This is a genomic window from Sphingomonas endolithica (assembly GCF_025231525.1).
GTDB classification, from domain to species: Bacteria; Pseudomonadota; Alphaproteobacteria; order Sphingomonadales; family Sphingomonadaceae; genus Sphingomonas; species Sphingomonas endolithica.
In genome coordinates this window covers 2,614,551-2,631,185 of sequence record NZ_CP103057.1, presented here as the reverse complement: position 1 = coordinate 2,631,185, position 16,635 = coordinate 2,614,551, and the positions used below count along the sequence as shown (strand labels likewise).

Genomic DNA, 16,635 nt, shown 5'->3' with positions numbered 1-16,635 from the left:
CTCCGTGGACCCCGGAACAAGTCCGGGGTGACGGCAGCGCAGTGGGTATCTGTAGCCCTAAAGTATCATCGTGAGGGAACCGCATGCGCGTCCTCCCTCGATGGCGGGGTATCGCGGTCGACGATCAACTGACCGCCGGCACCGTAATTCTCCGTCGACACTTCCTCGATCACGATCTGCACCGCTTGCGGGTTCTTGCCGAGACGCGCGACCAGGCTAGCGGTCACGTCGGCGACGAGTCCCGCTTTCTGGTCCTTCGTGGCAGAGCCCGAAATGCGGATGCTGACGAATGGCATCAGGCTTCTTCGTCCTCGAACCAGTGCGCGCGCGCGGCCATGATGATCTCGTTGCCCTGTTCGTCCGACAGGCCATATTCGCCGAGCACACCGCCCTTGTCCTCGGGGCGCTTGTTGTCCGATTCGGCGCGGCGGCGCTGTTCCTGGCGCTTCTTCTGCACCAGCTCGTCGGTCGCCAGATCGGCGAGATCGTCGAGCGTCAGGATGCCGGCCTTGCCGAGCGTGACGAGCATCGCCTCGTTGAGGTGCGGCAGCGCGGCGAGATCGTCCGCCACGCCCATGCCGCGACGCAGCTCGCGATTGGCTTCCTCGCGGCGATCGAGCGCCTCGGTCGCGCGGCTCTGCAGCTCGGCCGCGAGATCCTCGTCAAACCCTTCGATCGAGGCGATTTCCTGCACCTCGACATAGGCGACCTCTTCCAGCGCGCCGAAGCCTTCGGCGACCAGCAGCTGCGCCAGCGTCTCGTCGACGTCCAATTCGGTCTGGAACATCTCGGTGCGCTCGGCGAATTCCTTCTGGCGCTTCTCCGAGGCGTCGGCCTCGGTCAGGATGTCGATCGCCTTGCCGGTCAATTGACTGGCGAGGCGCACGTTCTGGCCACGACGGCCGATGGCGAGCGACAACTGATCATCGGGAACGACGACCTCGATGCGATCCTCTTCCTCGTCGATCACGACGCGGCTGACCGATGCCGGCTGCAGCGCGTTGACGACGAAGGTCGCGGTGTCGGGCGACCAGGGGATGATGTCGATCTTCTCGCCCTGCATTTCCTGCACGACGGCCTGGACGCGGCTGCCCTTCATGCCGACGCACGCGCCGACCGGATCGATCGACGAATCGTGGCTGATGACGCCGATCTTGGCGCGCGAGCCCGGGTCGCGCGCGGCCGCCTTGATCTCGATGATGCCGTCGTAGATTTCCGGCACTTCCTGCGCGAACAGCTTCTTCATGAAATCGGGATGCGCGCGGCTGAGGAAGATCTGCGGGCCGCGGTTCTCGCGGCGGACGTTGAGGATCAGCGAGCGGATGCGATCGTTGACGCGCACCACTTCGCGCGGGATCTGCGCATCGCGGCGGATCACGCCTTCCGCGCGGCCCAGATCGACGACCACGTGGCCGAACTCGACACGCTTGACCACGCCGGTGATGATCTCACCCATGCGATCCTTGAATTCCTCGAACTGGCGCTCGCGCTCGGCGTCGCGGACCTTCTGGAAGATCACCTGCTTGGCGGCCTGCGCGGCGATGCGGCCGAACTCGATCGGGGGCAGCGGATCGACGATGTAATCGCCGACGACTGCGCCCGGCTGGAGCTTCTCGGCTTCCTTGAGGTTCACCTGCTTGAAGTAATCGTCGACCGCCTCGACCACTTCGACCACGCGCCACAAGCGCAGATCGCCGGTGGTGCCGTCGAGCTTGGCGCGGATGTCGTTCTCGGCGCCGTAGCGCGAACGCGCGGCGCGCTGGATCGCGTCTTCCATCGCCTCGATCACGATCGCCTTGTCGATCATCTTCTCGGCGGCGACCGCATTGGCGATCGCCAGCAGTTCTGCCTTGTTGGCGGAAACGGCGCTAAGAGCCATGATTTATCCTTCTTGCTTGATCGTGGCGCTGGTTGGCGCGCTATCTTCAGTATCTAGCTCGTCGTTGTCGGTATCGTCCTCGACGAGTTCTTCGTCGAATTCTTCCTCGTCCGCGCCTTCGACATCGAGCGGACGGGTCGCCGCGAGCAGCCGATCGGTGAACAGCAGCTTGGCGTCGGCGACCTGGTCGAAGCCGATCGTCATCTCGCCATGTTTGTTGACCGCGATGGTGATGCGCTCACCCTCGACGCCGACGAGATCGCCGGTGAGCTGCTTGCGGCCCTCGACCGGCGCGGTGAGCACGATGCGTGCTTCATGCCCGGACCAGTCGGTGAAGTCCTGCAGTCGGGTCAGCGGGCGATCGATGCCGGGCGATGAGACTTCGAGGCGATACTCGCTGTCGATCGGGTCCTCGACATCCAGCACGTCGGAGATGCGGCGCGACAGATCGGCGCAATCGTCGATCGTCAACTGGCGCGTGTCGGGGCGCTCGGCCATCACCTGCAACGTGATGTCGCCCGCGCCGCCGAACATCTTCACGCGCACCAGATCGAAGCCCAAGGCCTCGGCTTCGGGGGCGATCAGAGCGGTCAGCTTGGCGATATCGGCCAATGGTGTTCCAGACATGGGTTGTTGCCGCCGGAACCGGGTGGCTCCAGCCTCTTCACCTGACGATGTAGAGAATGTGGCCATGATATAGTCGATGGGCGCGCCGGTGGCAAGCGTCCCCGTATCAACCAGCAACGGCAGAGGTTATGATCTGTCGGACGGTCGCCGGAACAAGTCCGGGGTAAAGAGGGTATGGTTTGGGTCAGTTTCGGAGAGTCGCCATGAAATCCTGTTTCCTGCTCGCCGGTCTCGTCGTCGGCACCGCCTGTTCCGCCGCGCCCCCGGCCCCGACCGGCGCCAAGCCCTTCGTCGAAACCGTCGTCGCCGATTTCGACGCGCCCTGGGCGATGACCTTCCTGCCCGACGGGCGGATGCTGGTGACGGAGAAGGCCGGGCAGCTCAAACTGGTGTCTGCCGACGGCAAAAGTGCGATAACCGTCGCGGGCACGCTGCCGGTGGCGAGCGAAGGGCAGGGCGGCTTGATGGATATCGTGCTGGCACCCGGCTTTGCGAGCAACCGGCTGGTCTATTTCAGCTTTTCCGAGACCGGCCCCGGCGGCAAGGGCGTAGCGCTTGCGCGCGGCAAGCTCAGCGGCGACACGAGCGGCAAGCCGCGGCTCGACGGCGTCGAGGTGATCTTCCGCGCGCATCCTTATGTCGACGGCAACGGCCACTTTTCCGGGCGCATCGCCTTCTCGCCCGATGGCCAGCATCTGTTCTTCACCAATGGCGAGCGGCAGAAATTCGATCCCGCGCAGGATCCCAAGGCTTCGCTCGGCAAGGTGCTGCGGCTGACGCTCGACGGCAAGCCGGCGCCTGGCAACCCGCTGGCCGCGCAAGGGTTCGATCCGGCGGTGTGGAGCTACGGCCACCGCAACCTGCTCGGCATCGCCTTCGATTCCGCGGGCAATCTGTGGGAGCAGGAAATGGGCCCCAAGGGCGGTGACGAGGTCAATCTGATCCAGCCGGGCAAGAATTACGGCTGGCCGAGGGCATCGAACGGCAGCCATTATGACGGCCGCGACATCCCCGATCATAAGGCCGGCGACGGGTTCGAGCCGCCCAAGGTGTGGTGGAACCCCGTGATCTCGCCCGGCGGGCTGATGATCTATTCGGGCAGCATGTTCCCGGCCTGGCGCGGCGACGCGTTCATCGGCGGCCTGTCGAGCCAGGCGCTGGTCCGTGTCGATCTGAACGGCACCAACGCCGCCAAGGGCGACCAATGGAACATGGGCGCGCGCATCCGCGAAGTCGAACAGGGTCCCGACGGCGCGATCTGGGTGCTCGAGGACGGCGCCGACGGTTCGCAGGGGCGGCTGATCAAGCTGACCCCGGCGTAGCTTCTCAACCGCATTAGAACCGTTCGTGCTGAGTAGCGACCGAGTAGGCCGCAGGCCGTATCGAGGGCGCGTATCGAAGCACCTTTGTAGCGCGTGGCGCTTGTCCTTCGATACGCGTCTTCGACTTCGCTCAGCCGCTACTCAGGACGAACGGCGCTTTTTGGCAGCCCGGGGTTAAGACCGCACCACCAGATAGTTCATCCGCGCCGCCGCGATCGGCTTGGCTGGGTCGTCCTGCCATGCCGTCGCCTCGACGTTCGCCACGCGATTGCCCAGTCGCGTGACGATGCCGCGGCTGTAGGTCAGCTTGTCGCGCCCGCCGCGCATGAAATCGACCGTGACGTTGATCGGCTTGATGCGCCCGCCACCGTCATCGGCCAGCGCATGGCGCAGCGCGACGATCGCCGCCATTTCCATCAGGCCGCTGATCGCGCCGCCGTGCAGGAAGCCGGGCCGGCCGAGCACGCCATCCTCGAACGGCATGATCAGGCGGCAATTCTCCGCATCTTCCGGGTCGGCATAGAGGCCCAGCGTCTCGGCATAAGGCGGCAGCATCAGAAATAGCCCTCCGGCGCCATGAACGTACCCGCGACATGCGCCAGCGGGTCGCCCGGATCGCCGTCATGCGCCTGGCCGCGCACGAACGCGATCGAGCGCGTGATGCGATAGCATTCGCCGCGGCCGAACACCGTCTGGCCGGGCGTCGCCGGGCGCAGGTAATCGACGCGCAGGTCGAGCGTCGCGTGCGGGCGAAAGTTATCGAGCTTCAGCCACACCGACATGCTCGCCGCCATGTCCATCATCGACAGGATCGGGCCCGAAGCGATCACGCCGCTGTCGGGATCGCCGATCAGCCGGGTGTCGTAAGGCAATGCCATTTCCAGCCAGTTGGGCCCGTGCGCGTGATAGGCAAGGCCGAGATGCCGCCCATGGCCGCCCGCGCCATTCTTCAGAAAGCGTTCGGGGTCGAAGACGAAGGCGGGCGGTGTGGTCATCGCAGTGCTCATGGCGTCAGCGTCTACACAGGCGCGGGGCAGACGCAACGTGCGCCATTGCCCGGCCATCACGACCGAGCTAGCTTCGGGTTGCAAAAGACAACCTAGGAGAGGCGGATGCATCCCAGCGTCCATGGGCGCGCGACGCCTGACAAGCCTGCATTGATCGTCGCCGAAACCGGTGAGACCGTCAGCTATGCCGCGCTCGAGGCGCGATCGAATCGCGCGGCGCAGCTGTTCCGTGCCCGCGGCCTGGCACCGGGCGACACGATCGCCCTGTTCCTCGACAATATCCCCGAATATTTCGATCTGACCTGGGGCGCGCAGCGCAGCGGGCTGTTCTACGTGTGCATCCCCGCCAAGCTGACCGCGCCGGAGGTGGAGTATATCCTCGCGGATTCCGGCGCCACGCTGCTGATCGCCTCCGCGGCGCTCGCCGCCGTGGCAGAAAAGATCGATCTTGGCGGGCGCAGCGCGCTGGCGGTCGGGCCGATCGCTGCGTGGGAGGATTGGGCGACGGCCGTATCGGCGATGCCCGCGACACCGATCGCCGACGAGCGCGCCGGCGTCGACATGCTCTATTCCTCGGGAACGACGGGGCGGCCCAAGGGCGTGCGTGTCGCGCTGCCCGAGGATCCGGCGATCGCCGCGCCCAACGTGCTGATGCAGTTGGCGGTCGGGCTGTACGGCCTTGGCGCCGACACGATCTATCTCAGCCCCGCGCCGCTCTATCATGCCGCGCCCTTGCGCTGGTCGATGACGGTGATGCGCCTGGGCGGGACGGTGGTGATGATGCGGCATTTCGAGCCGCAGGCCGCGCTCGCCGCAATCGAGCGCTACCGCGTCACCGCCAGCCAATGGGTGCCGACGCACTTCGTCCGCATGCTGAAACTGAGCGAGGCGGAGCGCCGCGCGCACGATCTCTCGACACTGAAGGTCGCCATTCACGCCGCCGCGCCGTGTGCCGTGCCGGTCAAGCAGGCCATGATCGATTGGTGGGGGCCGGTGCTCTTCGAATATTATGCCGGGTCGGAAGGAAACGGGCTGACCGCGATCGATTCGCCCGACTGGCTCGCGCATCCCGGGTCGGTCGGGCGGGCGGCCTATGGCGCCTTGCACATCTGCGATGATCAGGGTGCCGAGCTTGCGCCGGGGCAGGAGGGGCTGGTCTATTTTTCCGGCGGCACGCCGTTCGAATATCATAACGATCCGGCCAAGACGGCCGAGGCGCGGCACGCGCTGGGCTGGACGACGCTCGGCGATATCGGGCGGATGGATGCCGACGGCTATCTCTACCTCACCGATCGCAAGAGCTTCATGATCATTTCGGGCGGCGTGAACATCTACCCGCAGGAGATCGAGAACCGCCTGATCACCCATCCCCGCGTCGCCGACGTGGCGGTGATCGGCGCGCCCGATGCCGACATGGGCGAGCGCGTGGTCGCAGTGGTGCAACCGGTCGACATGGACGAAGCAGGCGACGATCTCGCGGCCGAACTGACGGCATGGTGCCGCACCGCACTGTCCGGCGTAAAGATCCCGCGGCAAATCGACTTCGCCGCCGACCTGCCGCGGCACCCGACTGGCAAGCTCTACAAGCGCTTGCTGCGCGATCATTATTGGGGTGAGACGGGCAGCAGGATTGTATAAACCACAGCCGTTCGTCCTGAGTAGCGGCTGAGCTTGTCGAAGACGCGTATCGAAGGACAGGTGCTTCGAAACGAGCCTTCGCTACGCCCTTCGGGCTACTCAGTCTCTACTCAGCACGAACGGCGTCGGAGGAAGAGAAAGATGAACGACCGCGTATCGATCACCGTCACGGATCACATCGCCGACGTCCGGCTCACCCGGCCCGACAAGATGAACGCGATCGATCCTGCCATGTTCGAGGGCATCGGCGCGGCGATCGATCAGCTCGCCACGCGCAAGGACGTGCGCTGCGTCGTGCTCTCTGGCGAAGGCCGCGCCTTCTGCGCCGGGCTCGACATGGCGAGCATGGCGGCGGGCGGCTCCGGCCTGGCGCTCGATCCGCGCAACGATCAGGGTAGTATCCTGCCGCAGCATGTCACCTGGGGCTGGCGCAACCTGCCCATGCCGGTGATCGCCGCGGTGCACGGCGTGGCGATGGGCGGGGGTTTCCAGATCATGTCGGGCGCCGACATCCGCATCGCCGCGCCGGACGCGCGCTTCGCCATTCGCGAGACCTATTGGGGCCTGGTGCCCGACATGGCCGGCTTCCCGATCTGGCGCGGCCTGGTGCGCGACGACGTGCTGCGCGAGCTCGTCTACACCGCGCGCGAGTTCGATGCGGCGGAGGCGCTGCAGCACGGCTTCGTCACGCGCCTGGCGGATGATCCGCACGCTGCGGCGATGGAGCTCGCCACTTTGATCGCCGGGCGCAGCCCGCACGCGATCCGCGGCGCCAAGCGGCTGTGCAACCTGGCGCACGATGCCGATCCGCGCGCGATGCTCGTCGCCGAGACCGAGGAGCAGCTGAAGGTCATCGGCAAGCCCAACATGATGGAAGCGGTGGCGGCGAACATGGGCAAGCGGCCTGCGGTGTTCGTGGATTGATTTTCGGCTCGTAGCGCGACCTCACCCCGGAACTGTTCCATCATGTTCTCCCGCGAAAGCGGGAGCCCAGGGTTCCAAACGCCGGCGCTATTTGCCCGGGGCCCCCGCATTCGCGGGGGAACGAGAGATACCCGTTCGTCGCCTAAACTGGAATCGTCACCCGGTTCGCCTCCAGCCCGGCGCGGAAATCGGGTGCCAGTGCGGTGGCGCCGGCACCGCCGCTCATCACGATCACCGCATCGCACGTGGCGATGCATTCGCCCTTCTGGAATCCCGCCGCCAGGATGTGCCAGCTGCGCGTACCGATATGGCCGATGCCGGTGGCGAATTCGACATCGTCGGGGAAGAACCCCTCGTGCAGATAGTTCAGGGTGATGTTGGCCACCAGCCAGCGATGGCCGTGCCACCCGGCCAGCCCCAGCGCACGGTTGAAGCGCACCCGCGCGGATTCGAACAGTCCCGCCATCGCCACGTTGTTGATATGGCCGAGCGGATCGAGATCCTGGAAGCGGGTCTGGATCACCTCGCGGTGCGGGTAATTGGCGGGGTCGAGCCGCCAGGATTCTGGTCTAGCCATCTTCTTCAACCTCCACCCGTTCGCGTCGAGCCTAGTCGAGAAGCCGCCGCCAAGTACAGGTTTCTCGGCGTCGCTCGAAACGAACGGTGCATTGTGCTTTCTTGATCAGCGCGGCGCCATGCGGATCGCGCCGTCAAGCCGCACGTCCTCGCCGTTGAAATATGGGTTCTCGATCATCGCCAGCGCCAGCTGCGCATATTCCGCCGGATGGCCGAGCCGTTTGGGGAAGGGGACGGAAGCGGCGAGATTGTCCTTCACCGCTTGCGGCGCGCCCTGCATCAACGGCGTGTCGAAGATGCCCGGCAGGATCGTGTTGACGCGAATGCCTTCGCTCATCAGGTCGCGCGCGATCGGCAGCGTCATGCCGACGACACCGCCCTTCGACGCCGAATAGGCCGCTTGCCCGATCTGCCCGTCCTCGGCCGCGACACTGGCGGTCATCACGATCGCGCCGCGGTCGTTCTCGGCACCCGGCTCCAGCGTCAGCATGCCCGCCGCCGACTTCGCCACGCAGCGGAACGTGCCGACCAGATTGATCTGCACCAGCCAGTTGAACGCCTCCAGGCTGAAATGCTTGATGCTGCCGTCTTCCTTGGATCGGCTGGCGGTCTTCATCGCATTGCCCGTGCCGGCGCAACAGACGAGCACCGCTTCCTGCGCATGCGCCGCGCGCGCCTTGGCGAAGCCGGCATCGACGCTCTCGTCCGAGGTGACGTTCACCTCGCAGAACACGCCGCCGATCTCGGCCGCAACCGCCTCGCCCTTGTCCCGCTGCAAGTCGAAGATCGCGACTTTCGCACCCTTTGCGGCAAGTGCCCGCGCGGTAGCCTCGCCGAGGCCCGAGGCACCGCCAGTGACGATGGCCGATTTACCGTTCACATCCATGATATTCCTGCTCCTTAGTCACCCCGGACTTGTTCCGGGGTCCACCGCGCCTCGCTGGCAAAGCACCGGTAGATGAGTGGACCCCGGAACACGTCCGGGGTGACGGCTTGCGGTTTGGCTAGACCCGCTCGACGATCGTCACATTGGCCAGCCCGCCGCCCTCGCACATCGTCTGCAAACCGTAGCGCCCGCCGCTTTTGTGCAGCGCATGCACCAGCGTCGCCATCAGCTTCGTGCCGCTTGCTCCCAGCGGATGCCCCAGCGCGATCGCCCCGCCATTGACGTTGAGCCTGGCATGGTCACCGCCGGTATGCTGCAGCCAAGCCAGCGGTACCGGCGCGAACGCCTCGTTCACCTCGTACAGGTCGATATCCTGGATCGTCAGGCCGGCACGCTTCAGTGCCTTGTCGGTGGCGAACAGCGGCTCTTCCAGCATCACCACCGGATCGCCCCCGGTCACGGTCAGATTGTGGATCCGCGCGAGCGGCGTCAGGCCATGCTCCTTCAGCGCGCGTTCGCTCACCACCAGCACCGCGCTCGCGCCATCGCAGATCTGCGACGCGTTGGCCGCCGAGATCACGCCGCCTTCCTGCAGCAGCTTGACCGAGTGGATGCCCTCGAACGTCGCGTCGAAGCGGATGCCTTCGTCCGTCAGGTGGCGATCCTCGCCCTCGGGCGTCTCGATCTCCAGCCCGACAATCTCTTGCGCGAAGTCGCCGCGCTCGGTCGCCGCCGCCGCACGACGGTGCGATTCGAGCGCATATCGGTCGAGCTGGTCACGCGTGAACCCGTATTTGTCGGCGATCATCTGCGCGCCCATGAACTGGCTGAACTGCACGCCGGGATAGCGCTCCTCCTGCCGCTTGGACTTGGCATGGCCGAGCCCTGCTTTGTGGAACAGCATGCCGGTCGATCCCATCGGCACGCGCGTCATCGATTCGACGCCGGCGGCGATCACCACGTCCTGCGTGCCGGACATCACGGCTTGCGCGGCGAACTGGATTGCCTGTTGGCTGGAGCCGCATTGCCGGTCGATCGATACCGCCGGAACGCTTTCGGGCAGCTTGGAGGCGAGCACTGCGCCGCGCCCGACCTGGAAGCCCTGTTCGCCGCCCTGGCTGACGCAGCCCATGATCACGTCCTCGACCGATGCCGGATCGATCCCGCTGCGCTCGACGATCGCGTCCAGCACGGCGCCGCCCATGTCGGCCGGATGCCAGCCGGCGAGCTTGCCGCCACGCTTGCCGCCGGCGGTGCGCACGGCCTCGACGATATAGGCTTCGGCCATTTCGACTCTCCTAGATCAGTTCTTCTTTGCAACCTCTTCTTGCCCAATCGCGGGCGCTGGGCAAGGGTCTGGACCGGATGGAGGAGGCGCATATGCACGTCACGCAAGCCGTAGCGGCACGTCGGTCGGTACGCGGATATCTCGATTCGCCGGTCGATCCGGCGCTGCTGCATGCGATCGCGGTGCAGGCGGCGCGCAGCGCGACGGGCGGCAATCTCCAGCCCTGGCATGTCGATCTCGTCTCGGGCGAGTCGCTCGCTGCGCTCAAGGCGCTGATGATGGCCAAGCTGATGGCGGGCGAGACCGAGACGCCGGCCTATGACGTCTATCCCCGCGACCTGACCGCGCCCTACCGCGATCGCCGCTTCGGCGTGGGCGAGGCGATGTATGCCGAGATCGGCATCCCGCGTGAGGACAAGGCGGCGCGGCGCATGTGGTTCGCGCGCAACTTCCAGTTCTTCGGCGCCCCGGCAGCGTTGTTCTGCACGGTCGACCGGCAGATGGGGCCGCCGCAATGGGCCGATCTCGGCATGTACCTGCAGACCGTAATGCTGCTCGCGGTGGAGGCGGGGCTGGCGACCTGCGCGCAGGAATGCTGGGCGATCTATCCCGAGACGGTCACCGCATTCCTTGGCACGCCGTCAGAGCGGATGCTCTTCTGCGGCATGGCGATGGGCTATGAGGATGTAACCGAACCTGCGAACCGCCTGCGCAGCGACCGCGCCCCCGAAGACGAGTGGCTGACGATACACCCCTAATCCTCCCCGGCACGGGGAGGGGGACCACGAAGTGGTGGAGGGGGTGGGCCGGCATCGTAGCGCCTGGGGAAGCCCCCCGTCAGCCACTGCTACCCTCCCGATCCGGAGAGGATCAAGTCACAGCACGACCATCGGCTTCTCGGCTTCCTTGATCGCCGCCAGGATCATGCGTTCCCACACTGCGACATCGCCCGCCGCCGCCATCGCCTCGGATGGCTCGCGCAGCGTCCTCAGCACGCACAGCGCATCGGGCACATGGTCGCGCCACAGCCGATCGACCAGATCGCTGGCCGAGGCATTGTCGCCTTCGCCATTGGCGCTGACCAACATGCCCGTCAGCACGCGAGCAATACGCTCGACGGCGGGTGTATGCGCGATATCCATCGTGGAGCTCCTCCTTGGTTACTCGGAGAAGAACATATTGTAGCTGGTCTGTATCCCTAATTCCTCCCCCATGGGGGAGGAACAGGAGCAATGGGATATCAGCCGGCGGCAGGCGACCGGCGGCCACCACCACCGCCGCCACCCGAACCCTGGCGACGCGGACCACCAGGACCGGATGGACGACCCGCACCGCCACCCGGGCGGACCGGGCCGCCGGGGCGACCACCACCGGCAGGACGGCCGGCACCACCTTCGGGACGCGCACCCGTCGGGCGTGCGGCATGCGTCGCGCGCGGCGGGGCGCGGTGGCGGCCCGATTCGTCGCGACGGCGATCGTCGTCCGCGCCGGCCGGGCGATCAGCCTTGATCTTGGCGGCTTCGGCGGTGAAGCCTTCCGGCAGCGGCATCATCGTCGGCTTGACGCGCGTCAGCTTCTCGATGTCGCGCAGGTAGCTCTTCTCGTCATCTGCCACGAAGCTGATCGCCACGCCGCTGGCGCCCGCACGCGCGGTGCGGCCGATGCGGTGGACGTACTGCTCGGGCACGTTGGGCAGCTCGAAGTTGAACACGTGGGACACGCCCGACACGTCGATGCCGCGTGCGGCGATGTCGGTCGCGATCAGCACCTTGACCTTACCGGCCTTGAACTCGCCCAGCGCGCGCTCGCGCTGCGGCTGGCTCTTGTTGCCGTGGATCGCGTTGGCGGCGATGCCGGCATGGCCGAGCAGCTTCACGACGCGGTCGGCGCCATGCTTGGTGCGGGTGAACACCAGGCAACGCTCGATCTCGGGATTGCGCAGGTGGATCGTCAGCAATGCCTGCTTCTCGCCCTGGTTGACGTGCGTGGCGTATTGCTCGACGCGCTCGGCGGTGGTCGATACCGGCGCGACCTTGACCGTCACCGGCTCTTTCAGGAACTGGTCGGCCAGCTCGCGAATGGCGTTGGGCATCGTCGCCGAGAAGAACAGGGTCTGGCGCTGCTTGGGCAGCATGCGGACGATCTTGCGCAGCGCATGGATGAAGCCGAGATCGAGCATCTGGTCGGCTTCGTCGAGGACGAGGATTTCCAGCATCGCCAGGCTCACGAAGCGCTGCTCGATCAGGTCGAGCAGACGGCCTGGCGTGGCGACCAGGATGTCGACGCCGCGGGCCATGTCCTGGCGGTTCTTGTTGATGCTGGTGCCGCCGAACACGGTGGCGACGCCCATCTTGCTGAACTTGCCATAGTCACGTGCGCTGTCGGCGATCTGGCTGGCCAGTTCGCGCGTCGGCGCAAGCACGAGCATGCGGCAATGCGTCGGGTGGATCTGCTTGGGTGCCTCGACCATGCGCTGGATCGACGGCAGCACGAAGGCTGCGGTCTTGCCGGTGCCGGTCTGCGCGATGCCGAGCAGGTCGCGGCCCTGCAGCAGGGTCGGGATCGACTGCGCCTGGATCGGGGTGGGGGTGGTATAGCCCTTCGCTTCGAGCGCGCGGACCAAAGGTTCGGCCAAGCCGAGTTGTGCGAAATTCATGTGGTTTAATAGCCTGAGTGGCCATCGGCGCACGCCGCTGGAGCGGACGCACGAATGGCGGGGGAGAATGACACCCCGCGTGAAATGGGAAGCCCGTTTGCTAACGACCGAGGCGGAGCCGGAACCGGAGTTCCAATCACGCTGCATGACGCCTCGATGGGCGCCATATGCATGCTGCGCTGCAAAATGTCAATATCGCCGGGCAACGCTGGTTCAACCAAGCCGTTCCACGCAACATGTTGGTAGGCAAAAGAAATGTGGTTAGCGCTGTACCCATATAACAACTTGGCACGTTGATCCAAATTAAGGAGGCGTCGCTTGTGTGCCACGTATTGATCATCGAAGACGAGGCACTGATAGCGCTCGACCTGCAGGACATCCTCGGCGCCACCGGCGCGACGACGTTCGCCTTCGCCGAAACGCAGCAGGAAGCCATTGCCGCGGCGCGCCTGCAACGTCCGGATGTGATCACCTCGGACGTCATGCTGCGCGAAGGCACCGGGCCGCAAGCGGTGGCGACGATTCAGTACGAAATGGGCGCGATGCCGGTGATCTTCATCACCGCGACACCCGGCGCCTGCCGCCCGTGTCTCGCCGAGGACCAGATCCTGGCCAAACCCGCCAGCGACGCCCAGGTCCGCGCCGCATTCCACGTTGCCCGGAACCACTGACGGATATCCGGACTTCACTCCTACCCGTGGGGAGGGACCAATCTCTTGCACCTCAGTCCGCTTGGTGGACCCCGAAATAAGTCGGCAACTATCCCTTTCAGACATGGTTCGTCATCCCCGCGAAGGCGGGGATCCATAGTGGCCGGCTTAGCGGCTGAAATGCAGACCTTCGAGTATATGGATCCCCGCCTGCGCGGGGGATGACGGTGGATTACTTGGTCGAGCGGTACAGCCGCCGAACAAGTTCGGGGTGACGGTGTAGAGCAGGAACCGCGTACCCCGGCCCCAAACACTGCCCGCTAAGCCACCAACGCCCAGGCATTTGCCGCGGCGAGCGCCTTGGCATCGTCGACGTCGATCCAGTCGAGATCGCTGCAATCCACCGCCCACGCCTTGTCCTCGGCGATCAGCGCGCGCACCGCATCGGTGATCGACGGCGCCGCCAGGCTGCTCAATGCGGCAAAGAAAGCCGGGCCGACCGCAAACACACCCGTGTCATAGCAATCGTGCGGCTCCAATTCCTTGCCGATCGCCACGATCCGCTCACCGCGGGTGGCGACGCAGGTGACGTCCAGCGAATCCACCCAGGCGTGGCCAAGCCGCCGGTCGATGCCGAGCCGCAGGCCATCGCCCGCACCGGCATCGGCCATCCTGGCATACAAGGCCGGATCGACCAGGTGATCGCACATCGCGAGCAGCGTCTCGCGGCCTTCCAGCAACGGCGCGGCGGCAAGCGCCGACACGCCGTTGGGCTGGCGCCAATCGTCCGTCCGCGCCGACTCCACCGCCACCGGCCAGCGCCGCGCGGCAAGATGCGCCTCGACATCCTCCGCGCGGTATCCGGTGGTGACGATCACGCGCGCGATGCCCGCTCGGGCGAGACGTTCGATCGCATGGTCGATCAACGGCTTGCCCGCCACGCGGCACAAGGGCTTCGATTCGGCGGCGTCGCGCAGGCGGGTGCCCGCGCCCGCCGCGAGCAGCACGCAGGTGTCGATGCGCGACACGGGGCCGATCAGGCGGCGGCGGCGATGAAGTCTTCGACCGCGATCTGTGCCAGATCGTCGGTCATCTGCACCGGCGGGTGCTTGCAGAAATAGGCAGAGGCGGGGTGGATCGGTCCGGCCATGCCGCGGTCGCTGGCGAGCTTGGCGCAGCGGATCATGTCGATCGCGACGCCGGCCGAATTGGGGCTGTCCTCGACCGACAGGCGCATTTCCAGGTTCATCGGCACGCCGCCGAACATCGTGCCTTCCATGCGCAGGAAGCAGACCTTGTTGTCGTTCTGCCACGGCACGTAATCGGATGGGCCGATATGCACGTTGTCGTCATCCATGCGCTCGGCGGCGACCGACTGCACGGCCTCGGTCTTGCTGATCTTCTTCGATTCGAGCCGGCGATGGTTCGACATGTTGAGGAAGTCGGTATTGCCGCCGGTGTTGAGCTGGTAGGTGCGCTCCAGCTTCACGCCGCGCTTGGCGAACAGGTCGGTCAGCACGCGGTGGACGATCGTCGCACCCAGCTGCGCCTTAATGTCATCGCCGACGATCGGCACGCCGGCATCGGTGAACTTCTTGGCCCAGGCCTCGTCGCTGGCGATGAACACCGGGATGTTGTTGACGAAGGCGACGCCGGCCTCGATCGCGCATTCGGCGTAGAATTCGGTCGCCTTCTGGCTGCCGACCGGCAGGTAGTTCATCAGCACGTCGGCACCGCTATCGCGCAATGCGGCGACGACGTCGGCCTTGCTCGGCTGCGCTTCGTTGGAAACGATGAAGGTCCGGTCGTCCTTGTAATCGGCCATGTGCTCGGCAACGCCGTCCAGCACCTGGCCCATCTTCACCTTCACGCCGGTGCTCGGCACGTCGGCACAGAAGATCGCGGTGCAGTTGGGCTTGGCGAAGATCGCCTCGGCCACGTCGACGCCGACCTTGCGCGTGTCCACGTCCCATGCCGCGACGACCTTGATGTCGCTCGGCTTGTAGCCGCCCAGGTCCCAATGCATCAAACCGACATGATCGTTCTGGCCCTGGTGGTAGAAAGCTAGGCCCTGGACCAGCGAACTGGCGCAATTACCGATGCCGATCACGGCGACGTTGATGGTATTCATGGCTGGAGTGGATCCTTCGACTCTTGAATGCTTGGCGGTTGCGGCCGCATGCCGGCCGCTAGTCTATGTATTGACGGTGGAAGCCCCCGCAGGGTGCATCAGCGCCGCTTCAACGCGCCGATGCCAGAACAAGGTACCTGCTAGCAAGAGCGTGAGTGGCACGATCTCGAACCACCAGAAGAAGCGGGGGTCGCCGGCAAGGCAGGCAAGGAAGATCGCCGCCACCCGCATATTGGCACTTTCCAGCGACATCAGCTTCATCGCCGGTGCCGCGCGGGTGCCGTATTCGGCGCCGAACCGCGCCGGATCGCCACTGCGCGCCAGCACCCGGTCGAACGGATCGGCCAGCCGATCGATGCCATGCGAGATGCCGTCATACAGCTTCTCCAGCACGCCGCCTGTCCGCGGCGGCGGCGCCGCGCCGCTGTCGCCCCGTACCCGGCGGTGGAATCGCGCGCGCTCCGCCTCGAACAGGCTCGCCTGCAGGATGTGCGCGACGCCGGCGAGGATCGCCAGTGTCCAGCCCTCCAGCGTGCCGACCGAAAAGCCCAGCACGAGATAGATCAGGGTGAACACGCCGTGATCGACCAGCCCGTCGAGCAGCCGGCCGTAAGGCGACGCGGTCTTGGTCGCCCGCGCGACCATCCCGTCCAGCCCGTCGGCGATTAGCCAGCAGATCGACAGCAGCAGCCCGATCGTCACCGCCAGCGCGTCGTGCCAATGCGCATAAGCGAAAGCGGCGGCGATGCCGAAGCCCAGGCCGGCAAAGGAAACCATGTTGGCCGACACGCCCAGGCGCAGCGCCGGCGGCAGCAACGCACGCGAAACCGGATGGATCAGCCAGAGATTGGTGGAATCCTCTATCCGCCTGTCACGCGAACCGTCGGGCGGTGGAATAGTCATCGGGCTGTCATCATGCCGTTTTATCGATATTTTCGCAAGCGGTGCATGCGCTGCAGGATGCGACCGGGCGCATGTCGCAGGATCGGCCAGTCCTACCCACACTATCCGTCACCCCGGACTTGTTCCGGGGTCCACCGTTCCGCATACT

General features: G+C 65.8%; 18 protein-coding genes. 5 read left to right on the top strand and 13 right to left on the bottom strand.

Annotation, left to right across the window (positions count from 1 at the left end):
- Window positions 1–65: 65 nt before the first annotated feature.
- The 3 genes from NV382_RS12355 to rimP are packed head-to-tail and all read right to left on the bottom strand — an operon-like array spanning window position 66 to window position 2,491.
- A complete protein-coding gene (locus NV382_RS12355; RefSeq protein WP_260597040.1) occupies window positions 66–296 on the bottom strand; it encodes a tautomerase family protein in 231 nt (76 codons plus the stop codon).
- A complete protein-coding gene (gene nusA, locus NV382_RS12350; protein WP_260597039.1) occupies window positions 296–1,879 on the bottom strand; it encodes a transcription termination factor NusA in 1,584 nt (527 codons plus the stop codon). Before nusA ends, NV382_RS12355 begins: the two co-directional genes overlap by 1 nt.
- A gap of 3 nt (window positions 1,880–1,882) precedes the next feature.
- A complete protein-coding gene (gene rimP, locus NV382_RS12345; RefSeq protein WP_260600403.1) occupies window positions 1,883–2,491 on the bottom strand; it encodes a ribosome maturation protein RimP in 609 nt (202 codons plus the stop codon).
- 218 nt (window positions 2,492–2,709) lie between these two features.
- Between rimP and NV382_RS12340 the strand changes: the two genes are divergently transcribed.
- Window positions 2,710–3,828 (top strand): PQQ-dependent sugar dehydrogenase, encoded by a 1,119-nt coding sequence (locus NV382_RS12340; protein WP_260597038.1) that lies wholly within the window; start codon window positions 2,710–2,712, stop codon window positions 3,826–3,828.
- A gap of 174 nt (window positions 3,829–4,002) precedes the next feature.
- Here the strand turns inward: NV382_RS12340 and NV382_RS12335 are convergent, their stop codons facing one another.
- Together NV382_RS12335 and NV382_RS12330 are read right to left on the bottom strand one after the other, a co-directional pair.
- Window positions 4,003–4,383: a PaaI family thioesterase gene (locus NV382_RS12335; RefSeq protein WP_260597037.1), complete on the bottom strand. Its 381-nt coding sequence runs from the start codon at window positions 4,381–4,383 to the stop codon at window positions 4,003–4,005.
- Window positions 4,383–4,823 carry a PaaI family thioesterase gene (locus tag NV382_RS12330; RefSeq protein WP_260597036.1) on the bottom strand — a complete coding sequence of 147 codons (441 nt, stop codon included), beginning with the start codon at window positions 4,821–4,823 and terminating at the stop codon, window positions 4,383–4,385. The genes NV382_RS12335 and NV382_RS12330 overlap by 1 nt, the downstream gene beginning before the upstream one ends.
- A gap of 117 nt (window positions 4,824–4,940) precedes the next feature.
- Between NV382_RS12330 and NV382_RS12325 the strand changes: the two genes are divergently transcribed.
- Window positions 4,941–6,473, top strand: a complete 1,533-nt coding sequence (locus tag NV382_RS12325) for an acyl-CoA synthetase (protein WP_260597035.1) — start codon at window positions 4,941–4,943, stop codon at window positions 6,471–6,473.
- 141 nt (window positions 6,474–6,614) lie between these two features.
- Entirely contained in the window at window positions 6,615–7,397 is a 783-nt protein-coding gene (locus tag NV382_RS12320; RefSeq protein ID WP_260597034.1) for a crotonase/enoyl-CoA hydratase family protein, read from the top strand.
- A gap of 142 nt (window positions 7,398–7,539) precedes the next feature.
- On the opposite strand, the gene NV382_RS12315 is transcribed toward NV382_RS12320, so the two are convergent.
- The 3 genes from NV382_RS12315 to NV382_RS12305 form a co-directional block, all read right to left on the bottom strand.
- Entirely contained in the window at window positions 7,540–7,974 is a 435-nt protein-coding gene (locus tag NV382_RS12315; RefSeq protein WP_260597033.1) for an acyl-CoA thioesterase, read from the bottom strand.
- A gap of 105 nt (window positions 7,975–8,079) precedes the next feature.
- Window positions 8,080–8,859: an SDR family NAD(P)-dependent oxidoreductase gene (locus NV382_RS12310; RefSeq protein WP_260597032.1), complete on the bottom strand. Its 780-nt coding sequence runs from the start codon at window positions 8,857–8,859 to the stop codon at window positions 8,080–8,082.
- 118 nt (window positions 8,860–8,977) lie between these two features.
- On the bottom strand, window positions 8,978–10,147 hold the full coding sequence (locus NV382_RS12305; protein WP_260597031.1) for an acetyl-CoA C-acetyltransferase: 1,170 nt from the start codon (window positions 10,145–10,147) through the stop codon (window positions 8,978–8,980).
- A 92-nt stretch (window positions 10,148–10,239) separates the two neighbouring features.
- Between NV382_RS12305 and NV382_RS12300 the strand changes: the two genes are divergently transcribed.
- Window positions 10,240–10,905, top strand: a complete 666-nt coding sequence (locus NV382_RS12300; protein ID WP_260597030.1) for a nitroreductase — start codon at window positions 10,240–10,242, stop codon at window positions 10,903–10,905.
- Between the two features lie 117 nt (window positions 10,906–11,022).
- Here the strand turns inward: NV382_RS12300 and NV382_RS12295 are convergent, their stop codons facing one another.
- The gene (locus tag NV382_RS12295) at window positions 11,023–11,289 is read right to left on the bottom strand and encodes a hypothetical protein (RefSeq protein ID WP_260597029.1); all 267 of its coding nucleotides are present in this window, start codon (window positions 11,287–11,289) and stop codon (window positions 11,023–11,025) included.
- 98 nt (window positions 11,290–11,387) lie between these two features.
- Complete coding sequence (locus NV382_RS12290; RefSeq protein ID WP_260597028.1) at window positions 11,388–12,803, bottom strand: DEAD/DEAH box helicase; 1,416 nt, start codon at window positions 12,801–12,803, stop codon at window positions 11,388–11,390.
- Window positions 12,804–13,123: 320 nt separating this feature from the next.
- Here NV382_RS12290 and NV382_RS12285 point away from each other — a divergent pair, with 320 nt between their 5' ends.
- The gene (locus tag NV382_RS12285; RefSeq protein ID WP_260597027.1) at window positions 13,124–13,474 is read left to right on the top strand and encodes a response regulator; all 351 of its coding nucleotides are present in this window, start codon (window positions 13,124–13,126) and stop codon (window positions 13,472–13,474) included.
- A 299-nt stretch (window positions 13,475–13,773) separates the two neighbouring features.
- Here the strand turns inward: NV382_RS12285 and NV382_RS12280 are convergent, their stop codons facing one another.
- The 3 genes from NV382_RS12280 to NV382_RS12270 all read right to left on the bottom strand — a co-directional run bounded on the left by NV382_RS12280 (window position 13,774) and on the right by NV382_RS12270 (window position 16,487).
- The gene (locus NV382_RS12280; protein WP_260597026.1) at window positions 13,774–14,481 is read right to left on the bottom strand and encodes a phosphocholine cytidylyltransferase family protein; all 708 of its coding nucleotides are present in this window, start codon (window positions 14,479–14,481) and stop codon (window positions 13,774–13,776) included.
- A gap of 8 nt (window positions 14,482–14,489) precedes the next feature.
- Window positions 14,490–15,584: an inositol-3-phosphate synthase gene (locus NV382_RS12275; protein ID WP_260597025.1), complete on the bottom strand. Its 1,095-nt coding sequence runs from the start codon at window positions 15,582–15,584 to the stop codon at window positions 14,490–14,492.
- Between the two features lie 63 nt (window positions 15,585–15,647).
- On the bottom strand, window positions 15,648–16,487 hold the full coding sequence (locus tag NV382_RS12270) for a CDP-alcohol phosphatidyltransferase family protein (protein ID WP_260597024.1): 840 nt from the start codon (window positions 16,485–16,487) through the stop codon (window positions 15,648–15,650).
- Between the last annotated feature and the right edge of the window lie 148 nt (window positions 16,488–16,635).

Excerpts from the sequence above, each read along its gene's own strand:
- NV382_RS12295 (WP_260597029.1), bottom strand. The coding sequence starts at position 11,289 with ATGGATATCGCGCATACACCCGCCGTCGAGCGTATTGCTCGCGTGCTG.
- NV382_RS12335 (WP_260597037.1), bottom strand. The coding sequence starts at position 4,383 with ATGCTGCCGCCTTATGCCGAGACGCTGGGCCTCTATGCCGACCCGGAA.
- NV382_RS12355 (WP_260597040.1), bottom strand. The coding sequence starts at position 296 with ATGCCATTCGTCAGCATCCGCATTTCGGGCTCTGCCACGAAGGACCAG.
- NV382_RS12300 (WP_260597030.1), top strand. The coding sequence starts at position 10,240 with ATGCACGTCACGCAAGCCGTAGCGGCACGTCGGTCGGTACGCGGATAT.
- NV382_RS12310 (WP_260597032.1), bottom strand. The coding sequence starts at position 8,859 with ATGGATGTGAACGGTAAATCGGCCATCGTCACTGGCGGTGCCTCGGGC.
- NV382_RS12315 (WP_260597033.1), bottom strand. The coding sequence starts at position 7,974 with ATGGCTAGACCAGAATCCTGGCGGCTCGACCCCGCCAATTACCCGCAC.
- NV382_RS12305 (WP_260597031.1), bottom strand. The coding sequence starts at position 10,147 with ATGGCCGAAGCCTATATCGTCGAGGCCGTGCGCACCGCCGGCGGCAAG.
- nusA (WP_260597039.1), bottom strand. The coding sequence starts at position 1,879 with ATGGCTCTTAGCGCCGTTTCCGCCAACAAGGCAGAACTGCTGGCGATC.
- NV382_RS12270 (WP_260597024.1), bottom strand. The coding sequence starts at position 16,487 with ATGACTATTCCACCGCCCGACGGTTCGCGTGACAGGCGGATAGAGGAT.
- NV382_RS12320 (WP_260597034.1), top strand. The coding sequence starts at position 6,615 with ATGAACGACCGCGTATCGATCACCGTCACGGATCACATCGCCGACGTC.
- NV382_RS12340 (WP_260597038.1), top strand. The coding sequence starts at position 2,710 with ATGAAATCCTGTTTCCTGCTCGCCGGTCTCGTCGTCGGCACCGCCTGT.
- NV382_RS12275 (WP_260597025.1), bottom strand. The coding sequence starts at position 15,584 with ATGAATACCATCAACGTCGCCGTGATCGGCATCGGTAATTGCGCCAGT.
- NV382_RS12330 (WP_260597036.1), bottom strand. The coding sequence starts at position 4,823 with ATGACCACACCGCCCGCCTTCGTCTTCGACCCCGAACGCTTTCTGAAG.
- NV382_RS12290 (WP_260597028.1), bottom strand. The coding sequence starts at position 12,803 with ATGAATTTCGCACAACTCGGCTTGGCCGAACCTTTGGTCCGCGCGCTC.
- NV382_RS12325 (WP_260597035.1), top strand. The coding sequence starts at position 4,941 with ATGCATCCCAGCGTCCATGGGCGCGCGACGCCTGACAAGCCTGCATTG.